The organism is Corynebacterium sp. 74A, assembly GCF_008930665.1.
Classification (GTDB): domain Bacteria; phylum Actinomycetota; class Actinomycetes; order Mycobacteriales; family Mycobacteriaceae; genus Corynebacterium; species Corynebacterium megadyptis.
In genome coordinates this window covers 292,029-313,689 of sequence record NZ_PQMG01000003.1, presented here as the reverse complement: position 1 = coordinate 313,689, position 21,661 = coordinate 292,029, and the positions used below count along the sequence as shown (strand labels likewise).

The 21,661-nt window shown below is 64.6% G+C and carries 21 protein-coding genes, 2 tRNA genes and 1 other RNA gene; 16 read left to right on the top strand and 8 right to left on the bottom strand.

Annotation, left to right across the window (positions count from 1 at the left end):
• Nucleotides 1–23 precede the first annotated feature (23 nt).
• The 5 genes from GBB11_RS06445 to GBB11_RS06425 all read left to right on the top strand — a co-directional run bounded on the left by GBB11_RS06445 (nucleotide 24) and on the right by GBB11_RS06425 (nucleotide 3,900).
• A tRNA-Asn gene (locus tag GBB11_RS06445) sits at nucleotides 24–95 on the top strand.
• A gap of 33 nt (nucleotides 96–128) precedes the next feature.
• Nucleotides 129–875, top strand: coding sequence for a trimeric intracellular cation channel family protein (locus tag GBB11_RS06440; protein WP_151549260.1), 747 nt, complete (start codon nucleotides 129–131; stop codon nucleotides 873–875).
• Between the two features lie 120 nt (nucleotides 876–995).
• Nucleotides 996–2,336, top strand: a complete 1,341-nt coding sequence (locus tag GBB11_RS06435) for a dicarboxylate/amino acid:cation symporter (RefSeq protein ID WP_151549259.1) — start codon at nucleotides 996–998, stop codon at nucleotides 2,334–2,336.
• Between the two features lie 49 nt (nucleotides 2,337–2,385).
• The gene (locus tag GBB11_RS06430; RefSeq protein WP_151549258.1) at nucleotides 2,386–3,222 is read left to right on the top strand and encodes a serine hydrolase; all 837 of its coding nucleotides are present in this window, start codon (nucleotides 2,386–2,388) and stop codon (nucleotides 3,220–3,222) included.
• Nucleotides 3,223–3,513: 291 nt separating this feature from the next.
• Nucleotides 3,514–3,900: a hypothetical protein gene (locus GBB11_RS06425; RefSeq protein WP_151549257.1), complete on the top strand. Its 387-nt coding sequence runs from the start codon at nucleotides 3,514–3,516 to the stop codon at nucleotides 3,898–3,900.
• On the opposite strand, the gene GBB11_RS06420 is transcribed toward GBB11_RS06425, so the two are convergent.
• Nucleotides 3,897–4,760 carry an HAD-IIA family hydrolase gene (locus GBB11_RS06420; protein ID WP_151549256.1) on the bottom strand — a complete coding sequence of 288 codons (864 nt, stop codon included), beginning with the start codon at nucleotides 4,758–4,760 and terminating at the stop codon, nucleotides 3,897–3,899. The two genes, GBB11_RS06425 and GBB11_RS06420, sit on opposite strands and share 4 nt — an antisense overlap.
• A gap of 5 nt (nucleotides 4,761–4,765) precedes the next feature.
• Nucleotides 4,766–5,080 carry an acyl carrier protein gene (locus GBB11_RS06415; protein ID WP_151549255.1) on the bottom strand — a complete coding sequence of 105 codons (315 nt, stop codon included), beginning with the start codon at nucleotides 5,078–5,080 and terminating at the stop codon, nucleotides 4,766–4,768.
• Between the two features lie 37 nt (nucleotides 5,081–5,117).
• Between GBB11_RS06415 and GBB11_RS06410 the strand changes: the two genes are divergently transcribed.
• Complete coding sequence (locus GBB11_RS06410; RefSeq protein ID WP_151549254.1) at nucleotides 5,118–6,137, top strand: alpha/beta fold hydrolase; 1,020 nt, start codon at nucleotides 5,118–5,120, stop codon at nucleotides 6,135–6,137.
• A 63-nt stretch (nucleotides 6,138–6,200) separates the two neighbouring features.
• On the opposite strand, the gene aceE is transcribed toward GBB11_RS06410, so the two are convergent.
• Nucleotides 6,201–8,936 carry a pyruvate dehydrogenase (acetyl-transferring), homodimeric type gene (aceE, locus tag GBB11_RS06405; protein WP_151549253.1) on the bottom strand — a complete coding sequence of 912 codons (2,736 nt, stop codon included), beginning with the start codon at nucleotides 8,934–8,936 and terminating at the stop codon, nucleotides 6,201–6,203.
• Nucleotides 8,937–9,453: 517 nt separating this feature from the next.
• Between aceE and GBB11_RS06400 the strand changes: the two genes are divergently transcribed.
• From GBB11_RS06400 to GBB11_RS06385, 4 genes are all read left to right on the top strand, one after another.
• Nucleotides 9,454–9,828, top strand: coding sequence for a DUF3052 domain-containing protein (locus tag GBB11_RS06400; protein WP_151529262.1), 375 nt, complete (start codon nucleotides 9,454–9,456; stop codon nucleotides 9,826–9,828).
• 95 nt (nucleotides 9,829–9,923) lie between these two features.
• Nucleotides 9,924–9,996, top strand: a tRNA-Val gene (locus tag GBB11_RS06395).
• A gap of 469 nt (nucleotides 9,997–10,465) precedes the next feature.
• The gene (locus tag GBB11_RS06390; RefSeq protein WP_151549252.1) at nucleotides 10,466–11,401 is read left to right on the top strand and encodes a GDSL-type esterase/lipase family protein; all 936 of its coding nucleotides are present in this window, start codon (nucleotides 10,466–10,468) and stop codon (nucleotides 11,399–11,401) included.
• Nucleotides 11,402–11,473: 72 nt separating this feature from the next.
• The gene (locus GBB11_RS06385) at nucleotides 11,474–12,448 is read left to right on the top strand and encodes a CobD/CbiB family cobalamin biosynthesis protein (protein WP_151549251.1); all 975 of its coding nucleotides are present in this window, start codon (nucleotides 11,474–11,476) and stop codon (nucleotides 12,446–12,448) included.
• On the opposite strand, the gene GBB11_RS06380 is transcribed toward GBB11_RS06385, so the two are convergent.
• Genes GBB11_RS06380 through GBB11_RS06370 form a run of 3 tightly spaced genes read right to left on the bottom strand, consistent with a single transcriptional unit; the run spans nucleotide 12,385 to nucleotide 14,451 of the window.
• Entirely contained in the window at nucleotides 12,385–13,314 is a 930-nt protein-coding gene (locus tag GBB11_RS06380; protein ID WP_151549250.1) for an SURF1 family protein, read from the bottom strand. The two genes, GBB11_RS06385 and GBB11_RS06380, sit on opposite strands and share 64 nt — an antisense overlap.
• 5 nt (nucleotides 13,315–13,319) lie before the next feature.
• Nucleotides 13,320–13,808, bottom strand: coding sequence for a low molecular weight protein-tyrosine-phosphatase (locus tag GBB11_RS06375; RefSeq protein WP_151549249.1), 489 nt, complete (start codon nucleotides 13,806–13,808; stop codon nucleotides 13,320–13,322).
• Nucleotides 13,792–14,451, bottom strand: coding sequence for an HAD hydrolase-like protein (locus GBB11_RS06370; RefSeq protein WP_151549248.1), 660 nt, complete (start codon nucleotides 14,449–14,451; stop codon nucleotides 13,792–13,794). The genes GBB11_RS06375 and GBB11_RS06370 overlap by 17 nt, the downstream gene beginning before the upstream one ends.
• Before the next feature lie 50 nt (nucleotides 14,452–14,501).
• On the opposite strand from GBB11_RS06370, the gene cobC reads away from it, so the two are divergent.
• From cobC to rnpB, 5 genes are all read left to right on the top strand, one after another.
• Entirely contained in the window at nucleotides 14,502–15,530 is a 1,029-nt protein-coding gene (gene cobC / locus GBB11_RS06365; protein ID WP_192796347.1) for an Rv2231c family pyridoxal phosphate-dependent protein CobC, read from the top strand.
• A 48-nt stretch (nucleotides 15,531–15,578) separates the two neighbouring features.
• Nucleotides 15,579–16,718: a Nif3-like dinuclear metal center hexameric protein gene (locus GBB11_RS06360; protein ID WP_151549246.1), complete on the top strand. Its 1,140-nt coding sequence runs from the start codon at nucleotides 15,579–15,581 to the stop codon at nucleotides 16,716–16,718.
• Nucleotides 16,719–16,727: 9 nt separating this feature from the next.
• A complete protein-coding gene (locus GBB11_RS06355) occupies nucleotides 16,728–17,444 on the top strand; it encodes a C4-type zinc ribbon domain-containing protein (RefSeq protein ID WP_151549245.1) in 717 nt (238 codons plus the stop codon).
• A 14-nt stretch (nucleotides 17,445–17,458) separates the two neighbouring features.
• Nucleotides 17,459–18,661, top strand: a complete 1,203-nt coding sequence (locus GBB11_RS06350) for a bifunctional RNase H/acid phosphatase (protein WP_151549244.1) — start codon at nucleotides 17,459–17,461, stop codon at nucleotides 18,659–18,661.
• A 16-nt stretch (nucleotides 18,662–18,677) separates the two neighbouring features.
• Nucleotides 18,678–19,124, top strand: an RNA gene (gene rnpB, locus GBB11_RS06345) — RNase P RNA component class A.
• Nucleotides 19,125–19,134: 10 nt separating this feature from the next.
• On the opposite strand, the gene thiD is transcribed toward rnpB, so the two are convergent.
• Nucleotides 19,135–19,998 (bottom strand): bifunctional hydroxymethylpyrimidine kinase/phosphomethylpyrimidine kinase, encoded by an 864-nt coding sequence (gene thiD, locus GBB11_RS06340; RefSeq protein WP_151549243.1) that lies wholly within the window; start codon nucleotides 19,996–19,998, stop codon nucleotides 19,135–19,137.
• 21 nt (nucleotides 19,999–20,019) lie between these two features.
• Nucleotides 20,020–21,309 carry a hypothetical protein gene (locus GBB11_RS06335; RefSeq protein ID WP_151549242.1) on the bottom strand — a complete coding sequence of 430 codons (1,290 nt, stop codon included), beginning with the start codon at nucleotides 21,307–21,309 and terminating at the stop codon, nucleotides 20,020–20,022.
• Between the two features lie 141 nt (nucleotides 21,310–21,450).
• Between GBB11_RS06335 and GBB11_RS06330 the strand changes: the two genes are divergently transcribed.
• Complete coding sequence (locus GBB11_RS06330) at nucleotides 21,451–21,648, top strand: hypothetical protein (protein WP_151549241.1); 198 nt, start codon at nucleotides 21,451–21,453, stop codon at nucleotides 21,646–21,648.
• The last annotated feature ends 13 nt before the right edge of the window (nucleotides 21,649–21,661 follow it).

Below are 21,661 nucleotides of genomic sequence, written 5' to 3'. Positions count from 1 at the left end.
ACAGGCCCCCGCTGAAAACGCAATCCCCCATAGCTCAACGGCAGAGCATTCGACTGTTAATCGAAGGGTTGTTGGTTCGAATCCAACTGGGGGAGCTTTTTCATGTCTGGGGTAAGGAAAAAGTATCGATGACTGCTGTAGTTTCCCCCTCTATTCTCACCCTCTGGGCCGTGCTGGATCTTATCGGCGTGGTGCTCAATGGGGTCATCGGCGGCACGATCGCCCGCCAGCGCGGTTTCGACGTGGTGGGCTTTTTCTTTCTCGCCGTCTTCTCCGCTCTCGGTGGCGGCATGTTGCGCGACGTTCTCATCCAAGAAGGCGCCCCGGTAGCCATTACTAATCCCATTTATCTGCCCATGGCCGGTGTTGGGGCGCTCATTGCTTTTGTGCTGGATCTGCACGCGCGGTGGTGGACGATGTTTCGGGTGCATGCCGACGCCATCATCTTGGGTGTCTGGGCCGTGACCGGAACCTCGAAGGCCTTGGCTTTTGACCTGCCGGTCGCCTCGGCCATGTTCCTCGGGCTCATCACCGCCGTGGGCGGTGGCATGATCCGCGATGTTTTTGCCGGCAATCCGCCCGCCGTGTTTGGCGGGCAGCCCCTCTATGCGGTGCCGGCGCTCGTGACTTCGGCCGTGCTCGTGGTTTTTGATTCTTATGGCCTCTCGGGCATCGGCATGGTGGTGGCCGGTCTCACTGGGGCGCTCATGGCCATCTTTGCCTTCTGGATGGGGTGGGTGCTGCCCCAAAACTCCACTCTCAGTGCTCGCAAGGTGTGGATGCGCACGCGCACTCTGGCCAACCCACGCCGGGTGCGTGGCTCCATGGCGGCGCGGGCGCGTCAGACGTGGTCAACCTATATGAAAAAGAAATAGACAAAGCTGTCTTTATTGTCTGAACGGGTCGGTTCGGTTTAGGATGTAGGACTTGGCGCAGCGCGGTGCTGCGCCGGCCCCGAGTGGGCGTCGACAAGCATAAAAAGAAAGACAGCGACTATGACTGCCACATCCTCGCCGAGCTGGAAAAAGTTCACCAGCTTCGGCGCACAAGTTATTTACGGCCTCATCATTGGCCTCATTCTGGGATTCTTCGCCCGCCGTATGGGCGACGACTCGTGGCTGACGGAGGTAGTGAGCTCCGTCGGTTCGACTTATGTGAGCCTGCTGAAGCTCCTTATCCCGCCACTGGTGGTTACCGCCGTGATCACCTCGGTGGCTAATCTGCGGGAAGTGACCAATGCCGCCCGCCTGGCGGGGCAGACCATCATCTGGTTCGCCATCACGGCCTTGGTGTCGGTGGTGGCTGGTCTGATTATCGGCACCGTCCTGCGCCCTGGTGCCAATAGCAGCGTAGATGCCGCCAGCGCCGCAGAGCCGGACAGCGTGGGCTCCTGGCTCGGCTTTATCTCCTCGCTCGTACCGGACAATATGCTCGGCTTGAGCGTGCGCGTCAGTGAGGGGGCGGACGGCTTCAGTGCCACCCCGAACTTCAACGTGCTGCAGCTGCTGTTGCTCTCCATCGCTTTTGGTATCGCCGCGGTGCAGGTGGGCAAGAAGGCCGAACCCGTGATTGAGTTCTCTCGCTCCCTGCTGGAGCTGGTGCAGAAGGTGCTGTGGTGGATCATTCGCCTGGCGCCGATTGGCTCCGCCGCGCTGATCGCCCGCGCCGTGGCCACCTATGGGTGGGATACCATCGGCTCGCTTGGCGCCTTCGTTCTCGCCATCTACCTCGGCCTCGCCGTGGTGATCGGCGTGATCTACCCGAGCGTTCTCGCCCTCAACGGTGTGAGCGTGCGCACCTTCTTCCGCAAGGTATGGCCGGTGACCTCTCTCGGCTTTGTTACCCGCTCCTCCATGGGCGTGATGCCCGTGACTGAGCGCACCACCGAGCAGGCCCTCGGCGTGCCCCGCAGCTACACCAGCTTCGCGGTGCCGCTCGGCGCCACCACCAAGATGGATGGCTGCGCCGCGATCTATCCGTCCATCGCCGCGCTCTTTGTGGCGCAGTTCTACGGCATCGACCTCGGCGTGAAGGAATACCTGCTCATCGTGTTCGTGTCCGTGATCGGCTCGGCGGCCACCGCCGGCACCACCGGCGCGACCGTGATGCTCACCCTCACCCTCTCCACGCTGGGGCTGCCGCTGGCCGGTGTTGGCCTGCTGCTCGCCGTGGATCCGATCCTAGATATGGGCCGTACCGCCGTGAACGTCACCGGCCAGGCGCTGGTGCCCACCGTGGTGGCCAAGCGCGAGGGCATCCTCGATGAGCGCACCTACGACAATGAGCAGGTCGCTACCTACGAAGAGGGGCGCGCCCACACGGACGTGAAGGCCTAGCTTCTCAAGAAGGCCAAACGCTGCCCGCCAAGGTATTACGATGGCGGGTATGCAGCTTCTGGAGGAGATCACGCAGTGGCCCGTGGATAACGTCGCAGGCGCCCTGGTCCAACTCGATCGCGAGACCGGTGCCGCCACCCTCACCGAGACCGTCGGTGATACGAAAAAAGTGGTGCCGCTGGCCAGCGTGAGCAAGCTCCTCTCCGCCTATGTCTTCCTCATTGCCGTGGAGGAAGGAGTCTTTGACCTCGATACTCCGGCACCCGCACCCGCCCCCGCAGGCTCTACTGTGCGCCATCTTCTGGCGCATGCCTCGGGGGTGGGTTTTCATGAGGGCGATCGCATGCGCGGGGTAGAAGAGCGCCGAATCTACTCCTCCTATGGGTTTGAATTGCTCGCCGAGCTCCTCGAACAGGAGTCGGGAATCAGCTTCGCCGAGTATTTCCACGAGGCCCTGTGCGAGCCTCTAGGCATGGCCACCACGGTGCTCCAGGGCTCGCCTGGGCACGGCATCGAGTCGAGCGTGTCGGATGTGGCCAAGTTTGCCCAGGAGCTGCTCGTGCCCTCCCTACTCTCTCAGCAGATGAGCCGTGAGCTCGCCACCGTGCAGTATCCGGAACTCATCGGTATCGTGCCCGGCTACGGCATGCAGAAACCCTGCCCGTGGGGGCTCGGATTCGAGATCAAGGGGCAGAAGGATCCACACTGGACGGGGGCGTCTATGCCGCCGGAAACCATCGGCCACTTCGGCGTTAGTGGCACCTATATGTGGTTCGTTCCCGAGGCCCGCACCGCGCTCGTCGTGCTTACCGACCGCGACTTCGGCGAGTGGGCGAAGCCACTGTGGTCCGAGTTTAATGACGGGGTCTGGCGCCGACTACAGTAGCGGATTTAAGAGCAGCATCAGAGAGCGCTGTGAACCTCAAGTACCACTTGAGAAAAAGGGGGTATCAACTGGTGGTTGAGGGTTGCTGGGGTGCTCTCTTTTTCAGCACTATTGCTTCTAGATGCGCGGCCACCGCACCGCGCCACCATGAGAGGTCGTTGGGGAAGACGTACCTCGTCTTAGGGCACCCGCACCGCGGGGTTGCCCATTGCTTATCGACGCCACCTGCTCGCCAGCGCCACCGCGCTCTAAGGCGAGCTGGGTCCCGCAGAGAAGAAACGAGCCAGCACCATGACCTTCCCCGCTACCTGCCATCACTTCGCCCACCGCGCCGCGCTGCGGCCAGCCCTGCGGGCGCTTCCTCGCCCCCAGGTGGATGACATTCAGATCGCCGTCGTGGATATCGCGGGGCTGCCTCGCTCGCGTCGCATGGCCGTGGAGGAGCTGTTTTATACCCACCTGCGCTCCGAGCCGGCGGTGCCGGCCAGCGCCACCGTGGACTATGAAGCGAATTGGTGCACCCAGTGGCAGAGTGACCCGCGTACCCGCACTGTCAGCTGCTCTCAGTTACTCAGCGGCACAGCCACGGAATTAGACACGCTCGCGACTGCCCTGACTGAGCTCGGTGGTAGCCTCAGTGCACAGGTCAGCACGAGCGTGCGGATCGTCTCGGCCTAGTTCTTCTTCTTGGAGCCCTTCTTCTCGCCGGAGCTTGCGGTGGAGGACTTCCTAGCGCCATCGGTGTAGAAGCCGTCCTCGAAGGGATCTAGGGTGTGACCCACCAGATCGGCTACCGAGTCCACCACCTTGGTGGGGCGGTAGGGGAACTTGGTGATCGAGAGATCATCGGAAATGCCGGAGCGCACCAGGACGGTGCGCATACCCGCCTCGAGGCCGCACTTGACGTCGGTGTCCATGCGGTCGCCGATCATCACGGTGGACTCGGAGTGCACGCCGAGCTCATTCAGGGCGCTGCGCATCATCACTGGGTTGGGCTTGCCCACAAAGTAGGGCTTTTGGTCGGTGGCGGAGGTGATCAGCGCGGCCACGGCGCCGGTGGCCGGCAAAATGCCCTCGGGGGAGGGGCCGGTGACATCCGGGTTGGTGCAGATGAACTTGGCGCCATCGCGAATCAGGCGGATGGCGCGGGTGATCGCCTCGAAGGAGTAGGTGCGGGTTTCACCCAGGATCACATACTCCGGCTCTTTGTCTGAGATGATCCAGCCGGCCTCGTGCATGGCAGTGGTCAGCCCGGATTCACCCACCACGAAGGCGGTGGTTTCGCCCACTTGGCTGGAGAGGAAACGGGCGGTGGACAGCGCCGAGGTCCAGATGCGCTCCTCGGGGATCTCCAAGCCGGTGTTGCGTAGGCGGGCTGCGAGATCGCGAGGTGTGTGGATCGAGTTATTGGTGAGCACCATGTACTCGATCTCATTGGACTCGAGTTCGGCGATGAAGGTATCGGCACCGTCGATCATCTTGCCCTCTTGGATGAGGACACCGTCCATGTCGGTCAAAAAGGAAATATGAGCAGTCATAGCTCCTATTGTGCCCTGTTCTGCTTATCCACAGCGGCTATCACTTCGGCGGCGGTGCTGAAGGTGAAGGCGTCCTCGTCGCCTATCTGCAGGCCGGTGGCCTGTTCTACCCGCAGCGCCAGCTCCAGCAACTCGAGCCGTGAGAAGCCCAGATCCGCGGTGAAGTCGGCATCGACGTCCACGGATTCCCGGTCCATGTCCTTCACTCGGGCGATGAGACGGGTGATCTGGGTACGGGTATCGGAGGTGTCCTCGGGCTCCTCGGTGGCGGCCGGCTGCGCGCCCAAGGCGCGGGCAAGCTGTTCTCCTAGTTGGCTCATGATTCTTAGCTTAACGGTGCGACTAGGATGGACACTTATGGATCTCGTTCCCCGCCGCTTTCAACAGCTCACCCAAGCCATGGTGTGGCGGCTCACCCCCAGCGGGCGAAAGAAGCTCCGCGAGAGCCGCTATCGCCACGCCTCCGACCAACACGCCCCCGGACTCACCAACCCCACGGCCACGGGCACCGTCGATGTCGATGACATCGCGGTGCAGTACTATCAACTCGGCTGTGAGCAGGACCCCGACGCCACCGTCGTGTTCGTCCACGGCTTCACTCTCACCGCCGATTCCTTCTTCCTGCAGATCGATCACCTGCGGGAGCGCTATCCGCAGATACGCAGCCTCGCCGTGGATCTGCGCGGGCACGGCGAAACGGGTGAGGTGGATCCTCGGCTCTGCACCATCTCCGGGGCCGCCGATGATGTTTATGCCGCCATTAGCGCCCGCACTGCGGACGAGCCGCTCATCCTCGTCGGGCACTCCCTCGGCGGCTTCGTCGTATTCAACATGCTGCGCCGCTATCACGAGCACCTCGCCGGGCGGATCAAGGGACTCGTGCTCGTCGATACCGCCATCGATTCCTTCTCCGCCCAAGGCGTGCCGCAGGTGCTGGCCTCGCCGATCGCGGATATGGCCTATAACGCCGTCGAGGCCGCGCCCGAGGTGGTGCAAAAATATCGCGACTCCATGAGCGAGCTGCTCGGCCCAGCGCTGGCGACCTCTGTATTCAAGGCGCACGACATCGAATACCCCATCGTGGAGTTCCACGCGGAAATGATTCGCCACACTCCCTTGGCGACGCTGGTGGGCTTCTTCGACGATCTCCAGGAGCACGAAGAGCTCGCCGCCGCCCAGTATCTGCGGGGGATCCCAGGTTTCATTCTGGTGGGCAAAAAGGACATCTTCACCCCCGTCAGCCAGTCCGAGCGGATCCACGAGGTGTGGCCCTATGCCACGTTGAAGATCGTGGCCGATACCGGCCACATGCTGCCGCTGGAGCAGCCGGAGCTGCTCAGCACCTGTATCGATGAGTTGATCGAGGCTCTCGACTAGTTTTTCCTGAATACACAGCAACGCCCCCGTGCCGCTTGAGCGGCACGGGGGCGTGTGTGGTTCTTAGGCCTCGGTGGGATCGTCGAGCTTATACTCCCGTGCGGCCTGGGCCACGACGTCCTCGTCTACCTTGCCCTCGCGGGCAAGCGCGGCCAGGGTGGCGACCACGATGGACTCGGCGTCGATATTGAAGTAGCGGCGGGCTGCCGGGCGGGTATCCGAGAAACCGAAGCCATCGGCACCCAGCACGGTGTAGTCGCCAGGCACCCACTTGCGGATCTGGTCCGGCAGGGCGGTAGCGAAGTCCGAGACGGCCACAAACGGGCCCTCGGCGTCGGCAAGCGCGCGGCTGACAAAGGGCTTCTCGTGCTTCTCATCGGGGTGGCGCAGCGCGGCCAGCTCATAGGCTTGGCCATCGCGGGCCAGCTCCGTCCAGCTGGTCACCGAGTAGATATTAGCGGCGACATCGTAGTTCTCGCGCAGCATCTCCTGGGCCTTCAGCGCGGCCTGCATGCCGATACCGGAGGCGAGGATATTCGCGGAGTGCTCGGCATTCGTGGCGTCGTCGAAGAGATAGATGCCCTTGAGCAGGCCCTCCACATCGAGGTTCTCCGGCACGGCCGGCTGGGAGGTGGGCTCGTTGTAGATGGTGAGGTAGTAGATCACATCCTCGCCGCGGCCCTCGCCATACATGCGGTCGATGCCCTCGCGGACGATATAGGCCAGCTCATATGCGAAGGCCGGATCATAGGAGATCACCGAGGGGTTGGTGGAGGCCAGCACAGGGGAGTGGCCGTCCATGTGCTGCAGGCCCTCGCCGGTGAGGGTGGTGCGGCCGGCGGTGGCGCCGAGCAGGAAGCCGCGGGCCATTTGGTCCGCTGCTGCCCAGATGGAGTCGCCGGTGCGCTGGAAGCCGAACATCGAGTAGAAGATGTACAGCGGGATCATCGGCACGCCGTGGGTGGCATAGGAGGTGCCGGCGGCGATGAACTCGCCCATGGAGCCGGCCTCGTTGATGCCCTCGTGCATGATCTGACCGTCGGTGGCCTCCCGGTAGGAGAGCATGAGGTCATGGTCCACCGGGGTGTAGTTCTGGCCGTGCGGGTTGTAGATCTTCAGCGTCGGGAACCACGAGTCCATGCCGAAGGTGCGGGCCTCATCGGGGATGATCGGCACGAAGTGCGGAGCCAGCTCCTTATCGCGCATCAGGTCCTTGAAGATACGCACAATCGCCATGGTGGTGGCGACCTTCTGCTTGCCCGAGCCCTTGAGCGCGGACTTCAGCTTCTCGATCGGCGGAACGCTCAGCGGCGTGTAGCTATCGCGGCGCTCGGGCAGGAAGCCGCCGAGCTCCTCGCGACGCTCCAGCATGTACTTGATTTCCTCGGACTCCGGGCCGGGGTTGTAGTACGGCGGCAGGTAGGGATCCTTCTCCAATTCCTCATCGGAGATCGGGATTTCCTGCTTATCGCGGAACTTCTTCAGATCCTCCGCAGTGAGCTTCTTCATCTGGTGAGTGGCGTTGCGGCCCTCGAAGTTGTGGCCCAGGCCGTAGCCCTTAATGGTGTGCGCCAGGATCACGGTGGGGCGATCCTTGGTCTCCATGGCGCGCTTGAAGGCGGCATAGATCTTGCGGTAGTCGTGGCCGCCGCGGCGCAGATTCCAGATTTCCTCGTCGCTCATGTCCTCGACCAGCTTGGCGGTGCGCTCATCGCGGCCGAAGAAGTGCTCGCGCACATAGGCGCCGTCATTGGCCTTAAAGGTCTGGAAATCGCCATCCGGGGTGTGGTTCATCAGGTGAACCAGGGCGCCTTCCTTGTCCTTCTCGAAGAGCTTGTCCCATTCGCGGCCCCATACGACCTTCACCACGGACCAGCCGGCGCCGCGGAAGAAGGACTCGAGTTCCTGAATGATCTGGGTATTACCGCGCACCGGGCCGTCAAGGCGCTGCAGGTTGCAGTTGATGACGAAGGTGAGGTTGTCCAGGTTGTCCAGGGCGGCCATGTGGATGAGGCCGCGAGATTCGGGCTCGTCCATCTCGCCATCGCCGAGGAATGCCCAGACGTGCTGATCGGAGGTGTCCTTGATACCGCGGTTTTGCAGGTAGCGGTTGAAGCGGGCCTGGTAGATCGCGTTCATTGGGCCCAAGCCCATGGACACGGTGGGGAACTCCCAGAACTTCGGCATCAGGTGCGGGTGTGGGTAGGAGGGCATGCCGCCTTGGGGGCGCGAGACTTCCTGGCGGAAGCCATCCAGGTCGTCCTCGCTGAGGCGCCCCTCTAGGAAGGCGCGAGCATACATGCCGGGGGAGGCGTGGCCCTGGAAGAAGATCTGGTCGCCGCCGCCGGGGTGATCCTTGCCGCGGAAGAAGTGGTTGAAGCCCACCTCGTAGAGCGGGGCGGCACCGGCATAGGTGGAAATGTGGCCGCCCACCTCGATGCCGGGGCGCTGGGCGCGGTGCACCATGATGGCGGCGTTCCAGCGGATCCAGCGGCGATAGCGCTTCTCGATGGTCTCATCGCCGGGGAACTCCGGCTCCATGCTGGTGGGAATGGTGTTCACGTAGTCCGTGGACGTCAGTGAGGGCAGCGGTACGCGGCGGGCGCTGGCGCGCTCCAGCAGGCGCAGCATCAGGAAGCGGGCACGCGTGATGTCCGACTCCGCGAGCATGCCATCGAGAGACTCCAGCCACTCGCGGGTCTCCTCGGGGTCCACGTCATTGAGATAGGACGCGACGCCATCACGAATGAGAGAGAAGTTTGTTTGGTCTTGAGAGCTGTCGCCGGCGGTGGAAGCCATGCCTTAAACCTCCTAGGGTCAAAAATTGTTCCTTCGTCGAATGCCCCATCACCCTCTAAAAGGGGGCGCGCGGCGGCGCGATGGGGTGTCCGCGGAGACTCTGTCTACTCACTAGAATACGGATCAATCCGCGGTGGCATGGCACGGCACTCCACTGATTCTTTTGTGCACAATGCTTATCGACGCCACTCCGCCGCCTTTTAGGCCCCGTGCCTGCAGATTGGCCATGCTCTTTGCGCAGCTAAGCGTCCCGCGTCGAGTCGTGGCGTCCCCGCGGCGGCCGGAGAACAGGGGTGGTGCTCGGGGCCGGACTGTGTGTAGTGAACGGGGGTGCGGCCCAGTGGTAGTGGTGGGACGTGTGGGGGAGTGAGGGGCTTTTTTAGTTTGGGATGAGATAAAAGGCTGCAAGGGCTGTAGTCTCTGAAGGGTGACCTCAACTAAAGCTCAGGAAGGAACCAAACCAGTGGGCGACGCTCCCGGCGCCGTAAACAACAGCGGAGTAGGCTACGCCCAGCTGATGGATGTGAAGACCGGCGACATTATCCAAGAAGTCGGCTGGGACGAGGATGCGGACAGCACGATCAGCGAGGCTCTCGAGGACGCGATCGGCGCCGAGCTCCTCCAAGAAGACACTGATGAACTCTGTGATGTCGTGTTGTTGTGGTGGCGTGAGGAGGACGGCGACTTGGTCGACGGCCTTGTAGACTCCCTTCGCTCCCTCGCCGACAGCGGCGCAGTGTGGCTGCTGACCCCCGGCGCCGGCCAGCCCGGCACCATCGAACCGGGCGTGATCGCGGAATCCGCACAGCTCGCCGGACTGGTGCAAACCAAGGCGGAGCGCCTCGGCGATTGGCAGGGCTCCTGCCTCGTGCAGCGCGGCTATAAGCGTTAGCTTTCTTTTCTCATTCGCACAGCTAGAGGGCATTGTTTAAGGATTGCCCTCGGGCTGTGCTACTGTGTCCACACAGCTCACAACGGTGAGCGTGCGCGCCTTTAGCTCAGCTGGAAGAGCAGCTGGTTTACACCCAGCAGGTCGGCGGTTCGAGCCCGTCAGGGCGCACAGATTCACGGCCCCATCGCGGTAACGCGGTGGGGCTGTTCGCATGCTGGGGCCCGCATCGCCGTAACGGGTGTGGCTAGTGTGAAAATTGGGAATTTTGAACCCAAAAGGGTGTTGCAGAAAGTTTATTTTAAGCAGCTATGTAGCGGCTGTGTCGCCGTCGCCGCGGTCACTAATAAAAGGCGTGCTGAGCTGGGGGAATAGTCGCTGCGGTGCTGAGAAGAAAATAAGGGTGCGGCGGCTGTTTTGGCGCTGGCCGCGCTAGATAACGGTTGTGTCACGATTATCTATGATCTATCCTCAACACGTGATTTAAAACCCTCTGTGCTGCGTCCCCGACGGGCTCGTGGCGAGGGTGTCAATATGACCGCCGTGCAGTCTCGGCCGCCTCGATGAGCGCTCTTCTCAGCTTCTGCTGAGGGTGAGTTCAGGCTTGGCGGGGGCTGCATATTCTTAGGAAATGTGAGTTATGCGTCGTTTCTCCTCCTCCATCCTTAAGGCCACCGTCGCTGCTGTGACCGTGGCCACCATCGGCTTGGGCTCCGCTAACGTTGCCTCCGCCCAGCTGCCGCCGCTGCCGGAGGTACCGCAGATCCCGGGTCTGCCTGCCGCTCCGGCTCTGCCGCCGGCACCGGGCCTGCCTTTCCAGCCGGTTCACTCGGGGGAGAAGGAGATGGTGACCTTCGGTGACTCCTTCACCGCCAACGCCGGTAAGGGTGGCCCGCGTGGTCTGGCTCCCGCGCAGAGCCCGCTGGTGCCGAACTGTGCCACCGATATGGATAACTGGCCCAAGACCGCTGCCCGCGAACTCGGCTACTCCCTCGCTGACTGGTCCTGCAATGGCACCGGCGGCGCCCCCGTCATTCAGCTGCGCGCCTACTTGGAGCTCGCCATTCAGCAGGGTTCCATCGGCCCCGGCACCAAGGAAGTCGCCATGATGTACGGCGGCCTCGATACCCTCCAGTGGGTCGATGCCGGCATGGACATGGCCAATATCCCTACCCCGGATTCCACTCTCTTCCGCGAGACCATGCGCGAGACCGCCAACCGCATCCACCAGGTTGCGCCGAACGCTCGCGTCTCCCTGGTGTCCTACCCCGAGTTCGCTACCAACGATCAGGTCTGCCTCTACAACGAGCAGAACGTGCTGCACCCCGTCGCCACCCCGGGCGCTACCCAGGTGCAGGAGAAGTTCCGCGACTCGCTGCGTAATGCCGCTCACTTCGCCGGCATGAACTTCGTGGACATCTACCCCGAGAGCATCGGCCACGGCACCTGCGCTCCCCGCAATGAGGATCGCTGGGTCGCCGGCGTGGCGGACCCGGTGATCGGGCCGCTGCCGAACCACCCGACTGTCCAGGGCACCAAGGCTATGGGCCGCATCGTGGCCGATAAGCTGCGCTAATTCGCTCTCAGTGCCTGCCACCGCCCTCACGCCCTTCACGGTGTGGGGGCGGTTGTCGTAGGCTAGACGCTTATGACTGCTCCTACGCACGGCCGCGCCGGCGCCTGCGGCATCATCGCTGGGGTCGCCGCCGACCGGATCATCGGTGATCCGCAGCGTGGGCACCCCGTGGCGCTATTCGGTCGTTATGCGCTGTGGCTGGAGCGCCACCTCTATGCCGACTCGGTGGCCCGCGGCGCCCTTTATTGGGGCGCGGCCCTCGCCCCCGTGGTGCTCGCGACGCACGCGGCGGCGAAACGCGCCCCTGAGCTCACCATGGCGGCGGTGTTATGGGCCAGCCTCGGCGGCGCCACCCTCGAGCGCGTCGGCAGCAGCTTGGCCGACGCCCTCGACGCCGGCGAAAGCGAGACCGCCCGCGCCTGGATCCCCTGGCTCTGCTCCCGGGACCCGGCGCTGCTCGATCTGCCGGCCATGGCCCGCGCCGGCACCGAATCCCTGGCGGAGAATACCTCCGATGCCGCCGTAGTGCCGCTGGTGCTCGCCGCCACCGGCCGCCCCGAGCTGGTGGCCGCCCACCGCGCGATTAACACTCTCGACGCCATGGTGGGCTATCGCTCCGAGCGTTATCTCCGCTTCGGCCGCGTCGCCGCAGTCATCGATGATCTCGTTGCCTATATCCCCGCCCGCATCAATGGGGCGCTGCACGTGGCCTTGGCCGCCACCCGCGGCCGGGGACGCGCCACGCTGCGTTTTTGGCGGGAGCAGGCCCCGCAGCACCCCAGCCCCAATGCTGGGGTGGTGGAGTCCACCGCCGCCGGCTATCTCGGGGTGCGCTTGGGTGGGCCCACCGTCTATGCCCATGGCACAGAAAACCGGCCCCACTTGGGGGCTGGGTCGCCGCCGCAGGCTGAGGATCTGCGGGCGGCAGTGCAGCTGGCACGGCGCACCCAGGCGCTCGCGGCGCTCGGGGCGGTGCTGGTGGCTCAGAAGCGCTCTTCGTCCTGTTCCGCGCGCCGGTGGAAGGCGCTGTGGCGCTTCTCGCCATAGCGGGCCCGCTTCGGGCTCGGCGCGGCCGGAGTGTCGCTGAGATAGGGCTGCGGCTGAGAAAGCGGATCCAAGGCGGAGGCGTGTTCCGTCTCCTCCTCATCACGGCGACGCTCCCGCAGCTCGGCAAAGATGAAATAACCCAGCGCGAGCGGCGCCATGATGCCAAAGGCAATCCACTGCAAACCATAGGAGAGATAGGGGCCGCTCTCCTTAGCGGGCAGCGGCTGGGCGGTGAGCACCCCCGGCTGATCCGCGGTGAGCTGCACAAAATCGCGGCCCAGCGGTAGGCCGGTGAGCTCCGCTATCTGCTCGGTATTAATGCCCCACACCTGCTCATAGCCCTGATCGAGCATCGGCTCCTGGGTGGGGGTGGGCTCATTAACGCGCACATGGGTGGTGATAGTCACCTCGCCGCGGGGCGCGGGCGCGATGGAGGGCACCTCGGTGTTGCGGGCCGGCACATAGCCGCGATTAACCAGCACCACCTCGCCGGAGTCCAGCTCGAAGGGGGTCAGCGCGTTGAAGGCCGGGCCGCCCCCGACGGGACGCATGCGCAAAAGCACCTCGTGCTCGGGGAGATAGTGCCCGCGCAGAATTGCGCGATGCCACTCATCTGCCGGATCAATACGGCCGCTGGAGTCCATCAGCTCGCTATAGTCCACCGGCTGCACCGCAAAAGCAGCATCCAGCTGCTCGTTGCGCTCATTGGTATCGGAGTTCTTCCCCAGCTGCCACGGCGCAAGCACCGCGATAGCGAGATAGGTGAAGGCCACCACAAGGACGGCGGCGATCACCCAGCCAGGATTGAGAAAAGCCTTCAGGCCCGCAGAGCTGCGGCTGCTTTCGGCGCTGTTATGTCCAGACACGGTGCTTAGCTTAGCGAAGTCGCGTGGCGAACCCAGTCCACAATGCCCGGGGTGGCCGCCTCGATCTGCGTGCGGGTGATGCTAAAGCCCTCGCTGCCGCCATAATAGGGATCCTCCACGATGGCCTCCGGATCGGAGTCCGGATCAAAGGAACGCAATAGACGAATGCGCTCCGCAGCGGCGCCCTGGGAGAGAAGATCATCCACGTGGCCATGGTCGAGAGCGATGAGCAGGTCGGCGTCGATAAGCGCACTATTAAGCTGCTGGGCGCGATGGGACTCACCATCGTAGCCATGCGCAGCCAATTCGGCGCGGGCGCGGCGATCCGCCTGTTGTCCGCTATGCCAGCCGCCGATACCGCAGGAGGAGATCTCGACGGCATCGGCCATGCCCGCATCCTCGACTGCGGCGCGCACGATGACCTCGGCCATGGGAGAGCGGCAAATATTGCCGGTGCAGACGAACACGATGTGGGGTTTAGCTGAAGTAGTCACTGAGAATCCTTTCGGTGGCTGCAAAATCGGAGGCGGAGTGGGTGGCCGCCGTGTACTCGTCCGGACGCCCATATCCCCACTCGGCCGCGATGGAGTCGATCGACCGGGCGTGGGCCGCCTCGAAATCGTGGATGCGATCGCCCACCAGCACCACTGTGTCGCGCTGCGGATCGATCTCGAGGTGGTCCATGACATAGTCGAGCACCGCAATCTTAGTGCGGCGGGTGCCGTGCTCCTCGGCCGCCCCGAGGAAGGCGAGGTGCTCCATCATGTCGAAGTACTCCAGAGTCTGGCGGGCGAAGCCTTCGCCCTTGCTCGAACAGGTGGCCACGGTCAACCCTGGGGTGGCGGCGGCGCGGCGCAGAAAATCCAGCGCGCCGGGGTAGGGCTGCGACATCGACCAGCCCGACTCACCGAAATAACGCAGATAGGCGTGCAGGCCCCGGCGCGCCGTCTGCTCATCCAGACCGAGCCGGCCGAGGGTCTGCTCCATCGGCGGACCAGCAATAGTGGAGAGGAACTCCTCGCTGGGGTGCTCCACGCCCAGCTCGTCTAAGGCGAGTAGCAGGCTATGGCGGATGCCGCGAAAGGAATCCACGAGGGTGCCATCAATATCGAGCAGCAGAAATGTCCCAGAACTCATGCTGTCCAGTCTGTCAGAAACACCCACGCCATGCTTTAGGCTTGACGCTTGTGTCCCTCTATGATCTGCACTTCCACGGCGATGTGCCCGCGGCCACCGCGGAGCTCGACTTCGCGGTGAATGTCGCCGCCCGCACCCCGGAGTGGCTGCTCGCGCCGCTGCGCGCCGAGGTGGATAATCTGCGCGACTATCCGGACCACGGCCTCGCCGCCCAGGCCCAAGAGGCGATCGCGGCGATGCACGGGGTACCGGCAGAAAACGTGCTCCTGCTCAACGGTGCCGCAGAAGGCTTTGCGCTGCTGGGGCGGTGCGCGCCGCGCCATCCCGTGGTGCTCAGCCCCGGTTTTACCGAGCCCGCCGCCCAGCTGCTCGACCAAGGCTATGAGGTCGAGCTGTGTCCGACCGCCGCCGATTTCTCGCTCCCGCCGATTCCCGCGGCGGCCGACATGGTGGTGCTCGGCAATCCCACCAACCCCACCGGCCGGCTCTACAGCGCCGAGGAGATCGCCGAGCTGCGCGCCCCGCAGCGCACCGTGGTGATAGATGAGGCCTTCATGGATATCGCCGGCGATGAGCAGAGCGTGATCACTCAGGCCGCGGCGGGGGAGTATGTGGTGCTGCGCTCGCTCACCAAAACCTTCGCCCTGGCGGGGCTGCGCTGCGGCTATGCGGTGGGCAGCCCCGAGTTTCTCCAGCGCTGGGCACGCTATCGTCCGCACTGGCCGCTGAGCACGCTGCAGTACCGGGCCTTTCTCACCGTCGCCGCCCACGGCGAAGAGTTCCTCCGCCAGGAGCGGCAGCGGCTGGCGGCAGCGAAACAACGCCAGTGCGCGCTACTTGCCCCGCATGCGCGGATACACCTGCCCACCTCGCCCGCGCCCTTCATGCTCATCGAGCCGCGCTGCGACCACCCCGAGCAGGTGCGCCTGGCCCTCGCCCGCGCCGGGATTAGTGTGCGCCCCTGCCAGAGCTTCCCCGGACTAGATGAGCGCTATTGGCGGCTCGCGGTGCGCGATGAGGCCGCTGTGCGCACGCTTATCGACGCTTTCCTGCAGGCCTGCGCCACCACCACGGACTAGGCACGTACGCTGGGGTGGACGACACACCACAGCGAATGAGGAGAGTCCATGAGCTATACCGTGGCCGATATCCGCACCATCCTAGACCGCGCCTACCCGCCCTATCTGGCGGAATCCTGGGACAAGGTGGGCCTGATCTGCGGTGACCCGACAGCACCAGTGCGTTCTGTGGGCTTCGCTTTGGATGTCACCCTCGAGGTGGCCCAGCGCGCCGTGGAGCAGGGGGTGGACATGCTCATCGTGCACCACCCGCTGCTGCTGCGGGGTGTGAACTCGGTGGCCGCCGACACCCCCAAGGGGCAGGTGCTGCACACCCTTATCCGCGGCGGGGTGGCGCTTTTTGCGGCGCACACCAATGCCGATTCGGCGCGGCCCGGGGTGAACGATAAGCTCGCCGAGCTGGTCGGCATTTGCCCTGGCCGGCCCATCAAACCGATCGATCCCGCGGGACTGGATAAGTGGGGCGTACAGGTGCCCGAGAGCCATCTGGAGCAGGTCAAGCAGGCGCTATTTAGTGCTGGTGCGGGCGAGATCGGGCACTATGCCAAGTGCGCCTATAGCTTCCCCGGTACCGGCCAATTTGAGCCCCAGGACGGCGCCGATCCCTATGACGGCGAGGTGGGCACCCTGCAGCACACCACCGAGTGGCGGGTGGAATGCGTGGCCCCGCGCCGAGCCCGCCAGGCCATCCATGACGCACTGCAGCAGGCCCATCCCTATGAGGAGGTGGCCTTCGATATCGTCGAGCTCGCCGGCATCACCGACCCCGAGCAGGCCTATGGGTTGGGGCGCATCGGACAGCTGCCCGAGCCGATGCGGCTCGCCGATTTTGTGCAGCAGGTGGCGAACGCCCTGCCCGAAACCGCCTGGGGGATTCGGGCCGCCGGCGACCCCGAGCAGCTCGTGCAGCGCGTGGCGGTCTCCTCGGGGGCGGGGGATAGCTTCCTCGATACGGTGCGCGGATTGGACGTGGATGTCTACGTCACCTCCGATCTGCGCCATCACCCCGTGGACGAGTATCTGCGCGCCGGTGGCCCCGCCGTGATCGATACCGCGCACTGGGCCAGCGAGTTCCCCTGGACCGCGCAGGTCAGTGAGCTGATCGCTACGGAAACGGGGCTAGACACTACAATCATCGACATCCGTACCGACCCGTGGACGATGTCCGCACACCCGCACCACCACTAGAGGAGAATCATGCGCCTAGCTGCGCACTTGCAGCCCATGCTCGCCGAATTAGCTCGCCGCGAACGCGTTGGAGCCGGCCCGCTGAAAAAAGAAGAGCAGGCCGAGCGCGAGGTGTTGGAGGCGTTGCTCGCCCAGCGCGCCGAGGAGCGCAATGCCCGCGCCGCCTCGCAGATGTCCACCGAGGATCAGCGGTGGGCGGTTAGCCGGATCGAGGCGGATATCCGCAAGCTACGGCGCCGCGAAAAGGCCAATGTGCAGGCCTTGGGGGCGTCGACGGATACCGCCACCCGCCGCGATCTCGAGCACGATCTCCGCTCCACTCGCCAGAAACTGAGCGAGCAGCAAAACCTCCTGCAGGAGGCAGAGCAGAGGGTGACTGCCGCCGAGATGAATACCATGGCCAGCGGCGCGGAATCCGATGAGTTGGATCGCAAGATCGAGGCCGCGGAGCGGGCGGTGGCCGCCGCCCAGCACGCCACCGAGGCCGCCGAGGCCTCTAATGCGGAGCGCATCACTGAGCTCCGCGCCGAGCTCCCCGAGGACGCGCTGCGGCTGCTCGCGGCGAGCGCCTCCGCCTTCGGCGCCGCATTCTTTAATGGGCGCACCTGTGGCGGGTGTTCCATTATCCTGCCGGTGGCGCAGGCATCCGCCATCATGTCCGCCCCCAGCGATAGCGTGCCCACCTGCCCAGAGTGTGGCACCTACTTGGTGCGTGAGCGCGGCTAGGGGGGGGAGCATCTGTGAAGCTGGTTATTGAATCCGATGGCGGCTCGCGCGGCAATCCCGGTATCGCTGGGGCCGGCACCGTGGTGTATAACGCCACCCGCAGCCGCGAGCTGGCCACCGTGGTGGAATACCTGGGCTCGGCGAGCAATAACGTGGCCGAATACCACGGCATGATTAACGGTCTGCGGGTCGCCCGCGACCTTGGCGCCTCCGAGGTGGAGGTGTACATGGACTCCAAGCTGGTGGTGCAGCAGATGTCTGGGGCGTGGAAGATCAAACACGCCGATATGCAGAAGCTGGCACTGGCGGCGCGCTCCCTGGCCCAAGAGATCGGGGAAGTGAGCTATCACTGGATTCCGCGGGCCAAGAATAAGCGGGCCGATGAGCTCTCTAATGAGGCCATGGACCTGCACAGCACCGGGGTGAAGCCGGGGCACATGGTGCTCGGTGGGGAGGATCGCCCGCAGCCACGGGCGGTACATCCGCTGCTCGCCACCGACGAGCCCGGCACCGTTCAGGAACTGCCGCTCGACCCCGCCCCGAGCGCCCCCAGCACCGCGGCGCGCTGGACTGGGGCGACGAGCACGCCGACGCGGCTGATCCTGCTGCGCCACGGCCAAACCGAGATGTCCGCGCAGAAACTCTATGCCGGCCACTCTGATGCCCCGCTCACGGAGCTCGGCGAACAGCAGGTGCGGGCGGCTGCACAGCGCATTGCCGCGGGCCTCGACGGGGAGGGCTTCTATGGGGCGCAGCACATCGACGCCATCGTGGCCTCGCCTCTGAGCCGCGCCCAGCGCAGCGCCGAGATCCTCGCCGAGACGATCGAAGGCCCCGCTGTGGACACCGCCGAATACCTGCACGAGATGGACTTTGGCGACTGGGATGGGCTGAGCTTCGCCGACGCCCACGCCCGCGATCCACAGCTGCACAGCACTTGGCTGAACGACCCCACCACGGCCGCCCCCGGTGGGGAATCCGTACTCGACGCCGATCATCGCGTGTGGGAAGGCGTGCAGCAGCTCATCGAGCGCCACCGCGAACGCACCCTTGCCCTCGTCGCCCATGTCACCCCCATCAAAGCGGTGCTGAGGCATGCCCTCGGCGCCGATGAGCGCTTCTTTCACCGGCTACACCTCGACCTCGCCTCCATCTCCGTGGTGGAGTTTTACGCCGATGGCCCAGTGAGTGTGCGTATTGTGAATCTCACCGGCTAAGCTAGCTTCTTGCGAATGAGTCGGCTGGGTAATCGCGGCGGGCGTAACTGCGCGGGAGCGTGTACGTCGCCTCGTCGAGGAAAGTCCGGACTCCACAGAGCACGGTGGTTGCTAACGGCAACCCAGGGCGACCTGCGGGAATAGTGCCACAGAAAGGAAACCGCCTCCCAGCTGTACTGGAAGATATGCACTGGCAGGTAAGGGTGAAAGGGTGTGTTAAGAGCGCACCAGCGCCCGCAGTGATGCGGGCGGCTAGGTAAACCCCACCGGGAGCAAGGCCGAAGGGCGCACCACTGGTGTGCCTGCACACGGACAGCCAAGTGAAAGGCTGAGGTTGCTCGACTTCTTGAGCCGTGTGGGTTGGCCGCGTGAGGCCCGTCAGCAATGGCGGGTCCAGATGGATGATTACCGCCCACGGCAGCAGCCGCGGGAACAGAATCCGGCTCATAGGCCGGCTCATTCGCCCCTCTTTTTTACTCGCCCAGCAGCCCGGCCTGCCGGTAGAGCTGATGGAAGTGGTGCACCGGCCCATGGCCGTGGCCTACCTCCAGCTCATCGGCGTGCGCGATGGCCTCATGCAGCCACACGGTGGCCCAGTGCACAGCCTCGGATGCATGCTCGCCGGCGCCGAGCCGAGTCGCAATAGCCGAGGACAAGGAGCAGCCGGTGCCGTGGGTATTGCGGGTATCGATTCGCTCGACAGGGGTATGCCACTGGGCGCCATCGGGGGTGATCAGTGTATTGCCGGCGTCCGCATCGGAGATATGGCCGCCCTTGCACACCACGGCGGTGTGCAGCGTGCGCGCCACCTCGGCGGCATAGGCGAGCGATTCCTCGCGATTCGTGCACTCCCCAGCGTGGAAAGGACCGCTGCCGTTCATGGCCTGGCGGAGCACCGCCAGCTCCCCAGCATTGGGAGTGATCAGATCGGCGCGAGGAAGCAGCTCAATGAGGGCATCGGCCGAGCGCTCATCGTGCAGCAGATCCCCCGAGGAGGCCTGCATCACGGGGTCGATCACCACCGGGATGTCGGCGTCGATACGCCCCAGAAAATCCGCCACCTCGCCGATGGTGTCGCGATCGCCAAGCATGCCGATCTTGATGGCGTCAATATCCACATCGCTGCGCACCGCCTCCAGCTGCTCGCGCAGGAAAGAGCGGGGCGGGGTAAAAATCTCGCGCACCCCGCGTGTGTTTTGCGATACCAGGGAGGTCACCACCGTCATGGCGAAACCACCGGCCGCGGAGATGGCCTTGATATCGGCTTGGATACCGGCGCCGCCGGTGGGATCCGTACCGGCGATGGACAGGACGCGAGGGATGGAGTCGAAGGTCATAGGCTCTCGTGTAGATGGGGGCTAGTGCATACAAGCGGTGGTTCCGGTGCCCAGCGCAACGACGACACACCCGTCCTCGCTGAGCTCCGCAATGGTGTGCTGGGCGCGGGACTGGGGGACAACGGCGAGTACCGCGGGCGAGACGCCCCACTCTAGGGGGCGAGCCGCCACGGCCCCGCGGGCGCGGCAGAGCTGCACCAGCGCGGTGAGGTGCTCATCGAGGGCGCTGCCCGTGGCACAGTGCGTCGCTAGTGCTGTTGCCGAGGCATTCAGCGCATCATAGGCTTGGGATTCGCGCCGGGAGCGCAAAAACATGGCGGTGTGCTGGGCGCGCTCATCTTCCGCCGCGAAAAACTCGGCCCACTCCTGTGCCTCGCGGGCGCTCGGCACATAGTCCGGCACGGCGGAATCGCTGTGGGAATGGTGAATATGCAGCGCCTGCACCCAGTCATGGATGCGCTCCGGGGCATCGGGGAGACTCCGCAGTGTCGTCACTCCGAAGGTGGAACACGCCGCAGCCATGCAGGCACGGCGGGTGGCGCTCGCCTCCGCAGGCGCGGGGCGCTGGCCCGGGGCATACACCCCGATCACCACGTGCGGCTGTCCGCCGTCCTGGCTGAGATGCGCGGCGGCCGTCACCGAGCCATCGGCGTGATCGAGCACCACCAGATGCGGCCTCGTGGATGCGCCGGTGCTACGCAGCGCCGTATGGTAGCGGGCGGGAAGCACCGGCTGCGGGGCCAGCGTGGCGGCATGATGCACCAAGGTGTCCACCACGCGGGTGCGCCCTGGCGCATCATCCTTGGCCGTGGACTCGCTGTGAATGAGCAGCGCCAGCGCCGCCTCGGTGGCCTCGAAGCGACCAAAGCCCTCGACGGCGGGAATATCGGTGAAGACAGTGATCTCCAAGCCGGCGTGGCCGGAGGCGGCGGAGGGACGCCAGCCGAGGCTGGCAATGAGCGTCGATAAGCGCCATGCCCACGGATAAGCGGTGCGTAGCTCCGCGTGGGCAGCGGGCGGCTGGTCCATGAGCTCGACCACCCGCGACCAGCCAATGGTCTCGCTGAACGTGGTGGTGGTGCCGTCCACATCGCGGGCGTGCACCTGCACCCGCACTACATCCTCTGCGACAGGGCTGGCGGCTACCGCGCTGCGATAGGTCGTGTGCGCAATGATCACGGTACCGCCGGTGTCATCGCCATATTCGCCAATGACCGGCACAGTCGCAGGGGCCGAGGCCACCGGAGCGGCGGTGGGGTGTAGCCGTGCCACCTCCGCTGCGTGATCAGGATGTGCGCTCGGCCACAACACCTTGGCCCCTCCTTAGGACTCCGTGGGAACATAACTTCTCACCCACTCTAGGACAGCGCGTTCCCGCATGCGCCGACATGGGGGCGCTAAGACCCCTACAATGGGAATAATGCCCAATACACAATGTTTTAAGGAGCGTGCATGACTGAGAAAAAGTGGTACTACAACGTCTCCACCGGAGAAGTGTCCACCGACAAGGTGGGATCGTGGGACGACCGCATGGGTCCCTATGCCACCGAAGAAGAGGCCCGCAACGCCTTCGAGATCGTGCACCAGCGCAACGAGGCCGCCGATGAGCGCGAGCGCGAGGACGACTGGAACGACGACGACTGGGGATAAGACCGCAGTCGTA

Excerpts from the sequence above, each read along its gene's own strand:
- GBB11_RS06420 (WP_151549256.1), bottom strand. The coding sequence starts at position 4,760 with ATGACTGCTCATATTTCCTTTTTGACCGACATGGACGGTGTCCTCATC.
- GBB11_RS06385 (WP_151549251.1), top strand. The coding sequence starts at position 11,474 with ATGACTGCTCCTACGCACGGCCGCGCCGGCGCCTGCGGCATCATCGCT.
- GBB11_RS06360 (WP_151549246.1), top strand. The coding sequence starts at position 15,579 with ATGAGCTATACCGTGGCCGATATCCGCACCATCCTAGACCGCGCCTAC.
- aceE (WP_151549253.1), bottom strand. The coding sequence starts at position 8,936 with ATGGCTTCCACCGCCGGCGACAGCTCTCAAGACCAAACAAACTTCTCT.
- GBB11_RS06330 (WP_151549241.1), top strand. The coding sequence starts at position 21,451 with ATGACTGAGAAAAAGTGGTACTACAACGTCTCCACCGGAGAAGTGTCC.
- thiD (WP_151549243.1), bottom strand. The coding sequence starts at position 19,998 with ATGACCTTCGACTCCATCCCTCGCGTCCTGTCCATCGCCGGTACGGAT.
- GBB11_RS06370 (WP_151549248.1), bottom strand. The coding sequence starts at position 14,451 with ATGAGTTCTGGGACATTTCTGCTGCTCGATATTGATGGCACCCTCGTG.
- GBB11_RS06400 (WP_151529262.1), top strand. The coding sequence starts at position 9,454 with ATGGATGTGAAGACCGGCGACATTATCCAAGAAGTCGGCTGGGACGAG.
- GBB11_RS06425 (WP_151549257.1), top strand. The coding sequence starts at position 3,514 with ATGACCTTCCCCGCTACCTGCCATCACTTCGCCCACCGCGCCGCGCTG.
- GBB11_RS06390 (WP_151549252.1), top strand. The coding sequence starts at position 10,466 with ATGCGTCGTTTCTCCTCCTCCATCCTTAAGGCCACCGTCGCTGCTGTG.
- GBB11_RS06435 (WP_151549259.1), top strand. The coding sequence starts at position 996 with ATGACTGCCACATCCTCGCCGAGCTGGAAAAAGTTCACCAGCTTCGGC.
- GBB11_RS06415 (WP_151549255.1), bottom strand. The coding sequence starts at position 5,080 with ATGAGCCAACTAGGAGAACAGCTTGCCCGCGCCTTGGGCGCGCAGCCG.
- GBB11_RS06355 (WP_151549245.1), top strand. The coding sequence starts at position 16,728 with ATGCGCCTAGCTGCGCACTTGCAGCCCATGCTCGCCGAATTAGCTCGC.
- GBB11_RS06410 (WP_151549254.1), top strand. The coding sequence starts at position 5,118 with ATGGATCTCGTTCCCCGCCGCTTTCAACAGCTCACCCAAGCCATGGTG.
- GBB11_RS06440 (WP_151549260.1), top strand. The coding sequence starts at position 129 with ATGACTGCTGTAGTTTCCCCCTCTATTCTCACCCTCTGGGCCGTGCTG.
- GBB11_RS06430 (WP_151549258.1), top strand. The coding sequence starts at position 2,386 with ATGCAGCTTCTGGAGGAGATCACGCAGTGGCCCGTGGATAACGTCGCA.